Source organism: Neorhizobium sp. AL 9.2.2 (assembly GCF_013317225.1).
Classification (GTDB): domain Bacteria; phylum Pseudomonadota; class Alphaproteobacteria; order Rhizobiales; family Rhizobiaceae; genus Neorhizobium; species Neorhizobium soli.
The window spans coordinates 1-14,927 of sequence record NZ_JAALXU010000005.1; the positions used below are offsets into that span (position 1 = coordinate 1).

The 14,927-nt window shown below is 60.1% G+C and carries 15 protein-coding genes; 5 read left to right on the top strand and 10 right to left on the bottom strand.

Annotated features, from left to right (window positions below):
• From G6K99_RS13745 to G6K99_RS13765, 5 genes are all read right to left on the bottom strand, one after another.
• Nucleotides 1-567, bottom strand: a 567-nt coding sequence (locus tag G6K99_RS13745; RefSeq protein ID WP_305798288.1) for a sugar-binding transcriptional regulator, incomplete at its 3' end; no start/stop codon positions are given.
• A gap of 77 nt (nucleotides 568-644) precedes the next feature.
• A complete protein-coding gene (locus G6K99_RS13750; RefSeq protein ID WP_174196855.1) occupies nucleotides 645-1,220 on the bottom strand; it encodes a Fic family protein in 576 nt (191 codons plus the stop codon).
• A 12-nt stretch (nucleotides 1,221-1,232) separates the two neighbouring features.
• Nucleotides 1,233-1,451 carry a hypothetical protein gene (locus G6K99_RS13755; protein ID WP_174196856.1) on the bottom strand — a complete coding sequence of 73 codons (219 nt, stop codon included), beginning with the start codon at nucleotides 1,449-1,451 and terminating at the stop codon, nucleotides 1,233-1,235.
• A 99-nt stretch (nucleotides 1,452-1,550) separates the two neighbouring features.
• Nucleotides 1,551-3,398, bottom strand: a complete 1,848-nt coding sequence (locus G6K99_RS13760) for an ABC transporter ATP-binding protein (RefSeq protein ID WP_174196857.1) — start codon at nucleotides 3,396-3,398, stop codon at nucleotides 1,551-1,553.
• Nucleotides 3,399-3,475: 77 nt separating this feature from the next.
• Nucleotides 3,476-4,639, bottom strand: a complete 1,164-nt coding sequence (locus G6K99_RS13765) for a M20 aminoacylase family protein (protein WP_113111928.1) — start codon at nucleotides 4,637-4,639, stop codon at nucleotides 3,476-3,478.
• A gap of 321 nt (nucleotides 4,640-4,960) precedes the next feature.
• Here G6K99_RS13765 and G6K99_RS13770 point away from each other — a divergent pair, with 321 nt between their 5' ends.
• The 3 genes from G6K99_RS13770 to G6K99_RS13780 all read left to right on the top strand — a co-directional run bounded on the left by G6K99_RS13770 (nucleotide 4,961) and on the right by G6K99_RS13780 (nucleotide 8,767).
• Nucleotides 4,961-6,670: a peptide ABC transporter substrate-binding protein gene (locus G6K99_RS13770; protein ID WP_062461938.1), complete on the top strand. Its 1,710-nt coding sequence runs from the start codon at nucleotides 4,961-4,963 to the stop codon at nucleotides 6,668-6,670.
• A gap of 167 nt (nucleotides 6,671-6,837) precedes the next feature.
• Nucleotides 6,838-7,848, top strand: a complete 1,011-nt coding sequence (locus tag G6K99_RS13775) for an ABC transporter permease (RefSeq protein ID WP_062461290.1) — start codon at nucleotides 6,838-6,840, stop codon at nucleotides 7,846-7,848.
• Nucleotides 7,841-8,767, top strand: a complete 927-nt coding sequence (locus G6K99_RS13780) for an ABC transporter permease (protein ID WP_092659653.1) — start codon at nucleotides 7,841-7,843, stop codon at nucleotides 8,765-8,767. The genes G6K99_RS13775 and G6K99_RS13780 overlap by 8 nt, the downstream gene beginning before the upstream one ends.
• 414 nt (nucleotides 8,768-9,181) lie before the next feature.
• On the opposite strand, the gene G6K99_RS13785 is transcribed toward G6K99_RS13780, so the two are convergent.
• Together G6K99_RS13785 and G6K99_RS13790 are read right to left on the bottom strand one after the other, a co-directional pair.
• The gene (locus G6K99_RS13785; RefSeq protein ID WP_244474087.1) at nucleotides 9,182-10,123 is read right to left on the bottom strand and encodes a sensor histidine kinase; all 942 of its coding nucleotides are present in this window, start codon (nucleotides 10,121-10,123) and stop codon (nucleotides 9,182-9,184) included.
• A gap of 381 nt (nucleotides 10,124-10,504) precedes the next feature.
• Nucleotides 10,505-11,299: a response regulator gene (locus tag G6K99_RS13790; protein WP_062461304.1), complete on the bottom strand. Its 795-nt coding sequence runs from the start codon at nucleotides 11,297-11,299 to the stop codon at nucleotides 10,505-10,507.
• Nucleotides 11,300-11,467: 168 nt separating this feature from the next.
• Here G6K99_RS13790 and G6K99_RS13795 point away from each other — a divergent pair, with 168 nt between their 5' ends.
• Nucleotides 11,468-11,650, top strand: a complete 183-nt coding sequence (locus G6K99_RS13795; RefSeq protein ID WP_062461941.1) for a NepR family anti-sigma factor — start codon at nucleotides 11,468-11,470, stop codon at nucleotides 11,648-11,650.
• Complete coding sequence (locus G6K99_RS13800) at nucleotides 11,647-12,213, top strand: RNA polymerase sigma factor (RefSeq protein ID WP_174196858.1); 567 nt, start codon at nucleotides 11,647-11,649, stop codon at nucleotides 12,211-12,213. The genes G6K99_RS13795 and G6K99_RS13800 overlap by 4 nt, the downstream gene beginning before the upstream one ends.
• A 237-nt stretch (nucleotides 12,214-12,450) precedes the next feature.
• Here the strand turns inward: G6K99_RS13800 and G6K99_RS13805 are convergent, their stop codons facing one another.
• From G6K99_RS13805 to G6K99_RS13815, 3 genes are all read right to left on the bottom strand, one after another.
• Nucleotides 12,451-12,900, bottom strand: a complete 450-nt coding sequence (locus tag G6K99_RS13805) for a hypothetical protein (RefSeq protein WP_062461309.1) — start codon at nucleotides 12,898-12,900, stop codon at nucleotides 12,451-12,453.
• 2 nt (nucleotides 12,901-12,902) lie between these two features.
• Nucleotides 12,903-13,253, bottom strand: coding sequence for a YqjD family protein (locus G6K99_RS13810; RefSeq protein ID WP_062461311.1), 351 nt, complete (start codon nucleotides 13,251-13,253; stop codon nucleotides 12,903-12,905).
• Between the two features lie 256 nt (nucleotides 13,254-13,509).
• Nucleotides 13,510-14,907 carry an amidase gene (locus G6K99_RS13815; RefSeq protein WP_174196859.1) on the bottom strand — a complete coding sequence of 466 codons (1,398 nt, stop codon included), beginning with the start codon at nucleotides 14,905-14,907 and terminating at the stop codon, nucleotides 13,510-13,512.
• Nucleotides 14,908-14,927: the final 20 nt, after the last annotated feature.

Consider the following 14,927-nt stretch of genomic DNA (forward strand, 5'->3'; position numbering starts at 1 on the left):
GTCGCGCTCCTCGATGGAGGCACAAAGGACCGGCAGCGGCATGGGAAAATGCCGCGCCTTGATGGCATCGGCCATCGAGAAGATGACGTTGTAATAGGCGGCCGACCCGTCCGGCCCGATATTGCCGGTCAGCGACACGATACGGTGCTGCGGGCATTCCATCGGCGGCAGCTGATCGACAGCGGCTTTCAGCGTCCGACCTGTCCCGACGGCGATGATGATCGGATCCGGCCGTTTCAGCCAGCGCTCGATCTCGCCCGCCCCGGCTTCGGCAATGCCGACGGTGGACGAGCTGCCGCCCGGATCGCTTGGCACGATTTCCGCATGCTTGAGATCGTATTTCTTGCGCAGCCCTTCAGCGAGTTCGAGACAGGCGGAGATCGGATGGTCGAGCCGGACCTTGATCAACCGCTCGGCAACCGCAAGCGACACGAGCCGCTGGGCCGACTGGCGGGAAATGCCCATGGCATTGGCGATCTCGTCCTGGGTCCTCCCCGCGACGTAATAGAGCCAGCCCGCGCGCGCAGCATCGTCGAGCCGGCCTTGGGTGTCAGACCGTTTAGCCATGGCAGTAAATCTCCTCTTGTCGATTTGCTGACATGTTTTTCGAGGGGCTGTCAAATGGGGATGGCGCAACGACGCCCTCAAAGAGAGCTTTTGCCCAGTGCCTCGGAGATCACCGTCTCCATCATTTGATAATTGCTAATCTGCGCCTGTTTCGACGCCTCGATCCATCCCACGGGATCGATTTTCGTCAGATCCAGCCAATGACCGGCCTGTCCACAAAGCTGCTTCAGATAATGCGCCTGCGTGCGCCCATTGCCCTCGCGGAACGGATGGACATAGTTCACGTCGCCAATGATCGGCGCGACTTTTGCGGCAAATTCCGGTCTCTGAAGATCATGCAGATAATTGCCAGCCATGATGCGTCGATGCACATCGGCCATGCCGGTCTCGATATACTGCCGGAACTGGAACTGGCTCGCCCCTTTGGAAATCTCCACGGTCCGGACCTCACCAGCCCAGTCGTAGACGTCCTGGAAGAGATGACGGTGGATGGCCCGCAGATGCTTCAGGTCGAAATCACCCGTGGGGATTTTCTGGATGCTGCGGATGGTGGAATATCGACGTTCCGCAAGGTCCAGCCCGGCTGCATCGCGAATATCGAACTTGTTTCGTAACAGCGTGGTCCCCGGATAGACGTAAGGATCGTCACTCATCGGGGTTTTGAGTCATCGGCGGAACGCCGCTGGCGCCTGTTCTTTAGCGTCCAAGTCTGCTCGCCGCCTCAAGTCTCGGCGCACGTAATCGAGCTGCTGTTCGACCGAAAACCCCTCCCGATCGAACATCTCGAACATGGCTATATCGTCAGCGTCGAGAGGGTTGCCCTCGATCGTCTGCAGATGCGCTGCTTCCAGTGTCCGCTGGCGGATATCATCCCTGTCGCTCATGCGGCGATCATACTGCAGATCGCGAAATCCGACAAATGATAGATGCGAGGCGGCGCACCGGTTCGCGCCGCCTTCTCTGTTGTTCGTCGCTGTCCGCCGTCAGGCCACCTGCACGAGATGGCCAGCGCCGACTTCGCGATATTCCCGCACCGGCGGCACGAAATCGACCGCGCGGATCGGGCTCTTGATCTCTTCGGTGGAAAGGTTGCGCTTGATCCGGCGCCGTGACGGATCCGGCACCGGCACCGCCGACATCAGTTTCTTCGTGTAGGGATGCTGCGGGTTTTCAAACACCGCCGCACGCGGGCCGATCTCGACGATTTCGCCCAGATACATCACCGCCACCCGGTGGCTGACGCGCTCCACCACGGCCATGTCGTGGGAGATAAACAGGAAGGCGAGGTTGAGAGACTGCTGCAGGTCGAGCAGCAGGTTGCAGACCTGCGCCTTGATCGACACGTCGAGCGCCGACACCGCTTCGTCGGCAACGATCACCTTCGGATCGAGCATCAAAGCCCTGGCGATCGCGATGCGCTGCCGCTGGCCGCCGGAAAACTCGTGCGGGAAGCGCCGCATCATGTCGGCCGAAAGTCCGACCTTTTCGAGAAGGTTCGCCGCCTTTTCACGCGCCTGCGCCTTGGTGCCGAGCTTGTGCTCGATAAACGGTTCGGCGACAGCCGACCCCACGCTCATGCGCGGGTTGAGCGAGGCGAACGGATCCTGGAACACCATCTGGATCGACCGGCGCATGGTTCGAAGTGCATGCTGATCGAGGCTCATCACGTCATAGCCGTCCACCTGCACGGTACCGCTGGTCGGGGTGATCAGCCGCGTCACGGACCGTCCGGTGGTCGACTTGCCGCAACCGGATTCACCCACCAGCGCAAGCGTTTCGCCGGCATAGAGATCGAACGAGACCTTTTCCACCGCATGCACTGCCCCGGACTTGCGTCCGAGAAGGCCGGAATGGATGTCGAACCGCGTCGTCAGGTCCTTCACGTCGAGGATCGGCGTCTTGCCCTTGGCAACCGTGTCGAACACTTCGCCCAGAACCTGCTGTTCGCCTGTGTTGACATCGATCAGCGGAAACCGCATCGGCAGCTTGCTCTGCCCCATCGAGCCTAGCCGCGGCACAGCCGACAGAAGCGCCCGCGTGTAGGCATGCTGGCCGCGATGGAAGATATCGCCAGTCTGGCCGGTTTCCACCGCATCGCCGCGGAACATCACGATCGTCCTGTCGGCCACTTCCGCCACCACGCCCATGTCGTGGGTGATGAACAGGACCGACATGCCCTCCTCTTCCTGCAGCATCTTGATGAGGTCAAGGATCTGCCCCTGGATCGTCACGTCGAGCGCCGTCGTCGGCTCGTCGGCGATCAGAAGCTTCGGCTTGGCCGCAAGTGCCATGGCGATCATCACGCGCTGGCGCATGCCGCCGGAAAATTGGTGCGGGTATTCGTCGAAACGGCTCTTGGCGTTGGGGATGCGAACCTTCTCGAGAAGCCGTATCACCTCCGCCTTTGCCTCGGCCTTGGAGATGTTGGTGTGAACCGTCAGCGCCTCGGCGATCTGCTTTCCGATCGGGAAGATCGGATTGAGCGAGGTCATCGGCTCCTGGAAGATCATCGAGATGTCGTTGCCGCGCACGCGCCGCATCTCTTCCTCCGGCAGGGCAAGAAGCTCCTTGCCCTGAAGAAAGACCTGCCCCTCGATGCGGCTCGAATTCTTCTGCAACAGCCGCATGATCGACAGCGACGTTACCGATTTGCCGGAGCCGCTTTCGCCCACGATCGCAACCGTCTCGCGCGGTGCCACATCGAACGAGATGTTGCGCACAACCGTCTTCCATTCGTCGTTCACCTTGAACGACGTCGTCAGGTTCTTCACAGACAGGACCGGAGTGACCGATCCGCCAGACTGTTCCATCGCAGGTCCGGAAAGCAGCATGCATGTTTCCTTGGTTTAGGCGGCCCCGTCGCGACTGAGTGGCGGCATCGCGAGGGGCCGGTCGGAAGAGGTGACGATCAGGCGGCGAGCGCCGTTTCGGCAAGCGAAACCCAGTAGCTCACGCCGTAGGGAATGGCCTCGTCGTTGAAGTCGTAGGCCGCATTGTGAAGATTGGCGGTATCGCCATTGCCAAGGAAGATGAAGGCACCCGGCCGCTGCTCCAGCATGTAGGAAAAGTCTTCAGCGCCCATATGCGGTGCCGCATTGGCGTCGACCTTGCCCTGACCTGCCACTTTCGAGGCGATCCCGACGGCAAAATCGGTCTCGTTGTCATGGTTGAAGGTGACCGGATAGCCGCGATTGTAGACGACCTTGGCCGTCGCACCATGCGCGATCGCCGTCGCTTCTGCCACTTCCTTGAGGCGCTTTTCGGCAAAGTCGCGCGTTTCCGGCAGCAGCGTGCGCACGGTGCCGGCCAGCGTCACGAAGGCCGGAATGACGTTGCTTGCCTGGCCGCCATGGATCGATGCGACCGTGACCACCAGCGATTTGAGAGGATCCGTCTCGCGCGACACGACCGATTGCAGCGCGATCACCACATGCGATGCGGTCAGCACCGGGTCGATCGAAAGATGCGGCTGGGCGGCATGGCTGCCACGGCCGGAAATGGTGATCTCGAAAGTATCGGCCGCCGCCATGATGCCGCCCTTGCGGATCGAGAAACTGCCGACCGGGAGCGCCGGTGCATTGTGCATGCCGTAGACTTCCTTGATGGAAAACTTGTCCATCATGCCGTCCTCGATCATGGCAAGCGCGCCCGCGCCGCCTTCTTCGGCGGGCTGGAAGATGACAGCAACCGACCCTTTGAAATTGCGGGTTTCGGAAAGATACTGCGCAGCACCCAGAAGCATTGCGGTATGTCCGTCATGGCCGCAGGAATGCGCCTTGCCCGGCGTTTTCGAAGCCCACGGCACGCCCGATGTCTCAAGGATCGGCAGCGCATCCATGTCGGCGCGGAAGCCGATAACCGGGCCATCGCCCTGGCTGCCCTTGATGATGCCGACGACGCCCGTCTTGCCGATGCCGCTCTCAACCACGTCGCAACCAAAGGCTTTCAGCTTCTCGGCAACGAAGGCGGATGTGTAGTGAACGTCGTAGAGAAGCTCCGGATTCTCGTGCAGATGGCGTCTCCATTCTGCAACCTGATCCTGCATTTCGGCGACGCGATTGATGACAGGCATTTGGGCAATCCTCTAGATTTATTGGTATTTCCAGTCTCGAAGGCTGCGATATTGCGACGGCTTCGTTGGAATTTGCAAGCGTCAATTTTCGCCCTTGAACACAAAATAGGCCTATGCTTAGATGGCTCAAATTTTGATCACCTCAGCATATTGCGGGTATCAAATGTAATATACGACCTACTTTTCAGGAGGATGCGGGAATTCTAATCTGCGACGCGCCAGGGAAGACAGGGCGCCATGCAGCTCGACGGCATCGACACCGGCAAACGGGCGATCCGGGCACTAAAATCGAGACAAATCAACATCAAGGGGAATAGCAGCATGAAGAAGTTGAAGCACCTATTGGTCGGCACGGTGGCCGTGCTCGCCCTGGGTGGCACCGCAGCCCACGCCGAGCGCGGCACTGACGGAGACCTGAAGGCCCTGTTCTGGCAGGCCGTTTCCACGTTGAACCCGTATCTTTCGGGCGGCACGAAGGAAGTCTTTGCATCCTCGATCGTGATTGAGCCCCTCGCCCGCTACGACGAAAAGGGCGAACTGGTTCCGTGGCTCGTCACCGAGATCCCGACGGTCGAAAACGGCGGCGTTGCAAAAGACCTTCTCAGCATGACCTGGAAGATCAAGCCGGGCGTCAAATGGTCCGACGGCACGGCGTTTACCGCTGAAGACGTGATCTTCACCTGGAAATACTGCACGGCGCCGGATGGCGGCTGCGCCCAGGCGGCCCAGTACGAAGGTGTCAAGAATGTCGAGGCGATCGACCCGAACACCGTCAAGATCACCTTCACCGAACCCAAGCCATACCCCTACTCGGCCTTTGTCGGCGCCCAGTCGCCGGTCATCCAGGCCAAGCAGTTCAAGGATTGCGTCGGCGCCAAGGCTCCCGGCTGCACGGCCGCCAACTTCGGACCGATCGGCACCGGCGCCTTCATGGTCGCCGATTTCAAGCCGAACGACGTCATCACCTTCAAGGCCAACCCGAACTACCGCGATCCGGCAAAGCCCGCCTTCGCGTCGATCACCCTGAAGGGTGGCGGCGATGCGGCATCGGCTGCCCGCGCCGTGCTTGAAACCGGCGAATACGATTACGCCTGGAATGCCCAGGTCGAGCCTGAAGTGCTGCAGACCATGCTCGCTGCCGGCAAGGGCCGTCTTGAAATCTCGTTCGGCACCCAGGTCGAGCGTATCAACCTCAACCACTTCAACGCCGATCCGTCGCTGGGCGCCAAACGCTCCACCAAGGAAGCAGGCCCGCATCCGTCCCTGAGCGATCCGGCCGTGCGCCGTGCACTGTCGCTTGCCATCGACCGCGACATCATCGTCGAGGCCGGCTACGGCCAGTCCGGCAGGGCAACCTGCAACATCGTGCCCGCACCGGAAGTCGTCGCCTCCACCAAGAACGACAGCTGGTGCCTGAAGCAGGATATCGAAGGCGCCAACAAGCTGCTCGAAGATGCCGGCTGGAAGAAGGGTTCCGACGGCATTCGCGCCAAGGATGGCGTACGCCTTTCCTACCTCTACTCCACCTCGACCAACTCGGTTCGCCAGGCGACCCAGGAACTGGTCAAGGCGATGTGGGCGGAAATCGGCGTTGATGCGGAACTCCGCAACGCGTCTGCCTCCGTCTTCTTCGGTGGCGACCCGGCAAGCCCGGACACGTTCCAGAAGTTCTATGCCGACGTCGAAATGTACACCAACAACTTCGATGGCACGGATCCTGAAAAGTATCTGGCGGAATGGCTGTGCGACAAAATCCCTGGCCCGGCAAACGGCTGGCAGGGACAGAACATCCCGCGCTACTGCAACCCTGACTACGACAAGCTGGTCGGCGAACTCTCCAGAACCGCCGATCTCGACAAGCGCGCAGCGCTCGCCAAGCAGCTCAACGACATGCTGACCGAGGAAGGCGCGCATATCACGCTCGTCCACCGCGGTGACCAGTCGTCCTTCGCAGCCACCCTCGAAGGCATCAAGATGAACTCGTGGGACAGCCAGGTGTGGAACATCGCTGACTGGTCGCGCAAGAAGTAAAGCAAAGCAGCCGGCAGCACACAAAGCTGCCGGCGTCCTTCCCGCTTGAGACTGGCATGATCTTTCCGAACTTCGGGCTCGGGAAGATCCGATGCGGCACATCAGGACTTCGCGCCCTATCACCGCACTATGCGGCATGATCCGGCGTCGTCTGGAGTAATTCGTACATGTTCACATACACGTTGCGACGATTGTTCTTCGCAATACCGACCCTGCTGGTCATCAGCTTCGTCATTTTCGCGTTGCTCGATCTGGCACCAAACGATCCGACCGGCGACCTGCCTCTGACGATCCCGCCGGAAGTCCGCGAACAGATCCGCGCCTCGCTCGGCATGGATCAGCCGTTTTTCATGCGCTATCTCTACTGGCTGCAACAGTTCTTCATCAACGAGCCGCTTAATATTCTCGAACGCCTCACAGGCTGGCAGTTCGGCGATGGTCAGCGCATGCGTGTCCTCTCCTGGGCTACCCGCAGCCCTGTCGTTGATCTCATCGTCCAGCGCCTGCCGCAGACGCTGTGGGTCGTCGGCCTCGCCTACCTGTTCGGCATTCTGATCGCCGTTCCGATCGGCGTCATCTCCGCCTACAAGCAGTATTCGATCTTCGACCAGGTCGGCACCTTCGTCTCGATGGTCGGCTATTCGGTGCCGACCTTCTTCACCGGCGTGCTTCTGATCGTCATCTTTTCGTCCTACCTCCAGTGGTTCCCGTCGGTCTACGACACCAATCTGCAGGTCACGAACTTTGCGACCTTCGTTGCGCAGGCAAAGCAGATGGCCATGCCGGTCGCGGTTCTGGCGCTCTACAATGCGTCCCAGATCACCCGCTTCGTGCGCGCCTCCATGCTCGACAACCTGCATCAGGACTATGTCCGCACCGCCCGGGCCAAGGGCGTCAAGGAAAACGTCGTGCTGCTCGTCCACGTGCTGCGCAACAGCCTGATCCCGGTCGTGACGGTGATTGCGCTCGGCGTACCCACCATCTTCTCCGGCGCCATCATCACCGAACAGATCTTCCGCGTGAACGGGCTGGGGCAGTTGCTGATCGTCGCCGTCCAGGGCGCCGATATTCCTCTCGTTCAGACACTGACCTTCATCTTCGCGGTGCTGATCGTACTCTTCAACCTGATCGCCGACGTTCTCTACGGCATTCTTGACCCGAGGATCCGGTATGACTGACGCGACAATCGCAAACCCCGCACCCGCCAGGGCGTCATCCCCAACACGCTCCGCGATGGCCGACATGTGGCGGCAGTTCCGAGCGCATAAGGGCGGCGTCGCCGGCCTCATCGTCTTCACCTTCATCGTTCTGGCTGTCTATGTCGGCCCCTATATCCACAGGGTCGCGCCCAACCAGCTGAACATCCGCGAGAAGAACCAGTGGCCGTCGCTGGCGCATCCGTTCGGAACCGATAACCTCGGCAAGGACATGCTTGCCCAGGTTCTGGCCGGCGGCCGCATCTCGCTTGCGGTCGGCATCACCGCCATGCTTCTCGCGCTCTTCCTCGGCACGCTGGTGGGGGTCCTCTCGGGCTACTTCCGCAGGCTCGATGGGCCGTTGATGCGGTTGACGGACCTGTTCCTGGCCCTGCCGCTTCTGCCGCTCCTGCTCGTGATCCTGCTTCTGTTCCGCGATACGCTGCGCGCAGCCTTCGGACCGGAGACCGGCATCTTCATCCTGATCGTGGTCGTCATCGGCGTCACGAGCTGGATGCACACGGCACGTATCGTGCGTGGCGATGTGCTTGCGGTCAAAAGCCAGGAATTCATCCTGGCGGCGAAATCGAGCGGCATGCGGGAATACCGGATCGTGCTGCGGCATATCCTGCCCAACGTCCTGTCCTCGATCATGGTGTCTGCGACGCTCGGGATCGCCTCGGCCATCATCACGGAATCGTCGCTGTCCTTCCTCGGCTTGGGCTTCCCGTCGGATTTTCCGACATGGGGACGATTGCTGTTTGACGGCGCCAACTTCCTGCAGCTGACGCCATCACGCGTGCTGTGGCCAGGCCTTGCGATTTCTGCAACGGTTCTGAGCGTCAACTACATGGGCGATGCAATCCGCGATGCGCTCGATCCGAGAACCCTGAAGCGCTGATTTCAGCGCTCCAGATACGACCCGGAACGGCGGCGAAAGCCGCCGTTTTCCGTTGCGTCGTCCGCTCTCATTTTTTCTTCGATTTTTTGAAAATATGCCGGAACCTAATTCCCGGACGCCCGTTCTACTGATGTCTGAAGGCGACCCCCCGTCCCCCGCCCTACAAAGAGCCTTCGGACATACTCTTCAATCCCCCTCGAAGAGAAGAACTGGCTCGGCTCCCTAGTGGAACCGAGCCAGCTCCGTTTTGGGCAGCCGCTATCGCCGGCACGACTTGTTCCCTTGTGACGTGAAAACATGGCGCCAAGCAACGAGCCTCGCATGGGGCTATCCCCGTGGCTCGACATTCGCGAACAGCCCGATGCTTCGATCATCGGGCCTTCGCATCATGTGGGGAATTGGTTGGCCCGACCTTCAGTCGCTGGCGCCTTCGAGCGGAAAGCTCAGGCGGTACTGAATGCGATCGTTGGAGATCACATATCGTGCCTTCCCGTTGACGGACGCAGGTACCACCCGTTCGAGAACGGTGCTGCCGAAATGCGATCGCATCCCGTCCTCGCTGACGTCGACGCTGTCGTTTTCAATCAACGCCTCGTCCCAGACGATCTCAAGAACGTCATGCCCATCCACGTGCACCCGGTTGGCCGCCACTTCGATCGGCAGGCGGCTGCGCATGACGGAGCCGTGACTGACGGCGTTGACCACCAGTTCGTGCAGTGCCAGCCCCACATGCAGCGATGCATTGGGCGTCAGCAGCACGTTGTCACCGCCCATGCGGACGAGATGCTTGTTATCAGGAAGATACTTTTCGGTCTGTTGCTGAACCAGATCGAAAAGATAGGCGCCGCGCCAACTCGAATCGGTGATAAGGTCCTGACTCTGCGACAGCGAATAGAGCCGCCCACGGAACTTGTGCAGGAAAAGATCGAGCGACCCTGAATAGCGCGCCGTCTGCAGCGCGATGCTCTGGATGATCGCAAGCAGGTTCTTGGAGCGGTGACTGACTTCGCGCAGCAAGGCCCGGAGCAACCGCTCACGATGCCGCTCTTCCGACCGGTCATTGATCGTGGTGACCAGATGCAGGTTCCCGCCTTCGACGCCGACGGCCTGGACGCGGAATTCGAAGACCTGGTCCGAACCCGCCGTGACCTCGATATGGCCTTTGCGGCCAAGCTCGGTCATTTCCGATTTCAGCGTGTGGAGTTTCGCGGCCACGTCGTCGCCGAACAGGCTCGCATCGCTTGGCGCATCCACGCCTTGAAGCGACCAGACCTGAGGCAGGTTGGCAACGAGAAGGTAATTCTGCTGGGTGTCCTGGATAATGATGCATGCGCCGAGATCAATCAGCGCTGGCATGAAAAACTCACGCAACTTGTCATCACTCTGACCAGCTTGCTGCCATGTCAGCGGATGCGTCACTTGGTAAACTCCGTTGCGACTTCCAGGCGAACGGAAGTCTGAATATAGACTTCCGCAACTCATTCAAGTTCAAAATCTTATAAAGTGTCGGTCTTGTCGAAACAACCCAACCCTTTGGTAATCCTTAGCTCTAACGAGACGTACCAACCAGGCCAAATCTCTTTTTCAATATCCGCAGGTAAGTATCCCACGGACGCTTTAAATCAAGGGAAGACATCGCTCGGCATCATAGCGGGAAAGCAAGCGGGGCGTTCCGATATCCCAGAACGCCTCTCTTTGGGGTTTGTTCCTGCCTAAAATCGATCGATGGCAGATAGATCAGGCAGCAGCCTTAACCGCGTCATTGAAGAACAAGGCCTGGCTGATCAGAGCCTTCACCATATCCGGATTGAAAGGCTTGGTGACGAGGAAAGCAGGCTCAGGCCGCTCGCCGGTCAGCAGACGCTCCGGGAATGCCGTGATGAAGATCACAGGGACATTGGAGGACTTCAGGATCTCGTTGACCGCGTCGATGCCGGAGCTTCCGTCCGCCAGCTGGATATCGGCGAGAACCATCTTCGGCTGCGATGTCTGGAACAGCGATACCGCTTCCTTGTGGGTACGGGCGATACCCGTGACGCGGTGACCAAGGTCCTGTACCATCTGCTCGATGTCGAGCGCGATCAGCGGCTCGTCTTCGATGATCATGATATCGGTCGCGACCTGGCGGGAGATTTCGCGCGAGGCTTCGTCGAGAAGCTTGTTCACTTCACCAACGCTGATATCGAGAACTTCAGCCGCTTCCTCAATCGTGAAGCCTTCGACCGAAATCAGAAGGAAGGCATGACGGGACTGCGACGGAAGGTTCGAAAGGTTAGCCGCTGCGCGCTGTTCCCAAGCAAACGGCGAGTCGATCGGCCGGATCTCGATTGAAGTGGAACCAAAAATTGCGACAAACAGTTTGTAAAGCGATACACGATCCTTAGACGACTCCGGAAAGATGGAGACGTCCGCGATCAGGGCCTCGAGGACCGCCGCGACATAGGCGTCTCCCGATGTCTGCGATCCGGTAACGGCCCGCGCATAGCGGCGCAGATATGGAAGATGAGACGCAACGCGTGAGGTCAGTGACATAAAAAAATACTCCCCGGGACCCAATGAGGGCAATTGACGGACTAATAACGTGGGTACTTAAAAAAAGTTCCGCAAGGGTGGAACTTTTTTTCGATCCGCGAATTGTGAGGTGACGATATCGAACAGGCCATTTGAGTGATGAGTGACGACAACACAAAAAAAGATGACATGACAACAAGCCAATCTCAAGAAGCAAGGCCTGGGTCAGTGTCTCCCAACGCCTCGATCTCTCGCAAACTGCGTGAATTTTATGACGCAGTCCAGGAGGAGGGTATCCCCGATCGCTTCCTCGATCTGCTCGAACGGCTCGACCATGCCGAGCGCAACGCCAAGTCGGTGGATGCGAAATGAGCCAGGAAGAAGACAACGACGATCGCATTTTCAAGCGCGACCTTTTGGCATCGCTGCCGAACCTGCGCGCTTTTGCCGTCTCGCTGACCGGTCGTCACGACAAGGCCGATGACCTTGTCCAGGACACGATCATGAAGGCTTGGGCGAACCAGAAGAGCTTTACGGCCGGCACCAACATGCGGGCCTGGCTGTTCACGATCCTGCGCAACGAATTCTACAGCCAGATGCGCAAGCGTGGCCGCGAAGTGCAAGACAGCGACGGCCTGTTTTCCGAACGCTTTTCCGTGCACCCCGAACAGTATGGTCGCCTCGACCTGCAGGATTTTCGTGCAGCGCTCGACAAGCTTCCGGACGATCAGCGCGAAGCGATTGTTCTCGTCGGCGCCGCAGGCTTTGCCTATGAGGAAGCTGCAGAGATCTGCGGTTGCGCTGTCGGCACGATCAAGAGCCGCGTCTCGCGCGCCCGTACACGCCTACAGGAACTGCTTGGCGTATCCGGCGAGGTCGATTACGGCCCGGATGCCGGTGACGCAGCCATCACGTCCCGCGCCTTCGGCGGCTGAGGGTTTGGCGAACTGCATGTAAACTCATAGACGCCGCCTTCACGGGCGGCGTTTTTGTGTGTTTCGCGTAGCGCCAGACAACTGCCCGCCTCCGTGTTTGCAGAATTCTGAATAGCACGCATCCCTTCGCTCCGCGCGAGCGTCGACCAGAGCCTCATGACAATCCGACAAGACACAAAAAAAGCTGCCGGAATTTGTCCGGCAGCTCGATGATCGAAAGACGAGTAACGGCTGGTGTTACTCTCCAGGATTTGTAAAGCGACGACGCGTCCTGCCACCGCTCAGGGCGAGGAAGCCGAGGCCCCCCGCGATCGATGCAAACATCAGGGGCTTCGACTTCAGAAGAAGCGGAACCGCTGTGAGTGCTGCCGTCAAAGCCAGCGTCTTGCCGCTATTGGCGGCCACTGCCTGCTTCTTGCGCTTGACTTCCGCTCTCGCGGTGAGCGTCACCGAAAGGTAGAAAATCACGGCCAGCAGCAATGCGCCGCCTGCAACCACCAGAAGCGCTATGGGAAGGCCCCAGAACTGCGACAGATGAACGGCAAGTGCCGCAACGCCCAGCACATAGGCCGTCAGCACGAAAAGTGCAGCGAGCCCATACAGCATGATGTTTCGCTTCAGCCGCTCCGTAAATGCCGCGATATCCATCGCGGCAAACGAAGCGATAAGGGGACCAAGGCCCATCATCTTTAGCGACGCGACAGAAGAGCGAAGACGAAGCCAACGCCGGCTGCGATCGCGATCGACTGGATCGGTGCCTTGCGGATCTTCGCTTCCAGGTCGCGCTCGAACGAGATCGCCTGCTCGCGGGCAGCTTCAACCATCTGCATGGACGCATCGGTCGCATCGGATGCGGCGCGACGGGCCTTGCCCTTCACTTCACTCGCCGTGCTGCTGCCGACGGCGCCGACGGTCTTGGCAAGCGACGAGATATCTTCGCGGAGCTGCTGCAGCTGCGCTTCGATGTCAGACGTCGTAGCAGCACCGGCGGCGGTGCGAGCGCGGGCAATTTCGGCATTCGTGGAAGTAGCTGCGGCCATGGAGATCTCCTGTTTCTACGGATCTTGGCGCCGCGCGGAAGGCGCGGGCTTTGCGGAAAGGTTCAAACGACATGCAAACTGTGAGGCTTGGCGAAGATCGGGATATCAGGCCCGGTCATGTTCGAAAGGTTGCCTCCCGCACATCATACTCCACCAGACGCAAAGTGCACGCATTCGTCTGCCAAAATGAAACGCGGCGAAACCGTGAAGGTTCCATCGCCGATTTTTGCGCTCGGACCGTCACTCGATGCGCAGATCAGGGCCTAAGTCTCGGGTCTGGCCAGTTGGTCACGCCGCCGGTCCACTGCTCAAACGCATGCGACAGCTTCAGAACGAGCAAGTCTGCGAACCGGGGCCCGACGATCTGCAGCCCGATTGGCATTCCGCTGCGGGAGAAACCGCAGTTGATCGAGGCGGCCGGCTGCTCCGACATGTTCCACGGCACCGTGTAGCCGATATGCTCGAACGGTTTCAAGGGATCGTTGGTCGGCGATGCCCAGTCGGCCGGATAGGAGACGATTGGGTTGGTCGGCGACAAAACCGCATCGACGCCGGAGAAGAGTCTCGCACAGGCCTTGCGCATCTCGATCGTCTGGTTGAAACCGCGCACCGCCTCGACGCCGGAAACCGAAGCCCCGCCCTTTGCCCATTCGAAGATGTAGGGCAGGATCTGCGCCTTGCGCTCGTCCGGCATCGCCTCGATATCGCCCCAGAACCGCGCCCGCCAGAAACTGTCGAGCCCGTCCAGCATCGTCCGCGTCATGACGGGCGCAACCTCCACGATCTCGGCCCCCGCCGCCTCGAACCGCTTTGCCGCAGCCGTCACCGCCGCGCGGACCTCGTCGTCGAGAGAGATCCCGATGCCCGCATCCAGCATAAGCCCGATCTTCATCCCCTTGACGTCGATGTCGAGATCCACCCAGTCGAAGGCGTTGGGCGGCAGCGATGTCGCGTCGCGCCAGTCGGGGCGCGACAGGGTCGCCATGGCGATCGCACTGTCTTCCACCGTCCGCGTCATCGGCCCGGCACAGCGCCCGACAAAGAACGGATCGACCGGAATGCGGCCCTGGCTGGGCTTGAAGCCGAAAAGCCCCGTCCAGCCGGCCGGCAGCCGGATCGAACCGCCGATATCGGTGCCGATATGCAGGGGTCCGAAGCTCGAAGCCGCAGCAGACGCGGCGCCGGCGCTGGATCCGCCGGGGTTCTGCGTCAGGTCCCAGGGATTGCGGCTCAAAGGGTGAAAGCTGGAAAGACCTGACGACAGCATGCCGTAATCGGGACATGTGGTCTTTGCGAAGATCACCGCGCCGTCCTCGCGCAGCCGTGCAGCGGCGGGCGCATCGCTGGCCGCCGCCGTCAGCTCCGTCGCGGCGGTCCCGAGCGGCACCGGATGCCCTTTCGTGGCGATCAGTTCCTTGATCGTCACCGGAATGCCGTCGAGCATCCCCAGCGTCTCGCCCTTCGCCCAGCGCTCGGTGGAGGCTTTCGCCTGTTGCCGTGCGCTTTCCGGATCGTAGAGGTAGAGCGCCTGAACTTGGTGTTCGAACGCCGCAACCCGTGCCTCGACCACCTCCCAGTATTCGAGCGGCGAAAGCTTCTTCTGCGCATAAAGAGAAAGAATGTCCCGGATCGTCAGTTTCAAAAGGGCGTTCATGAAAAGTCTTTCACTCAGGT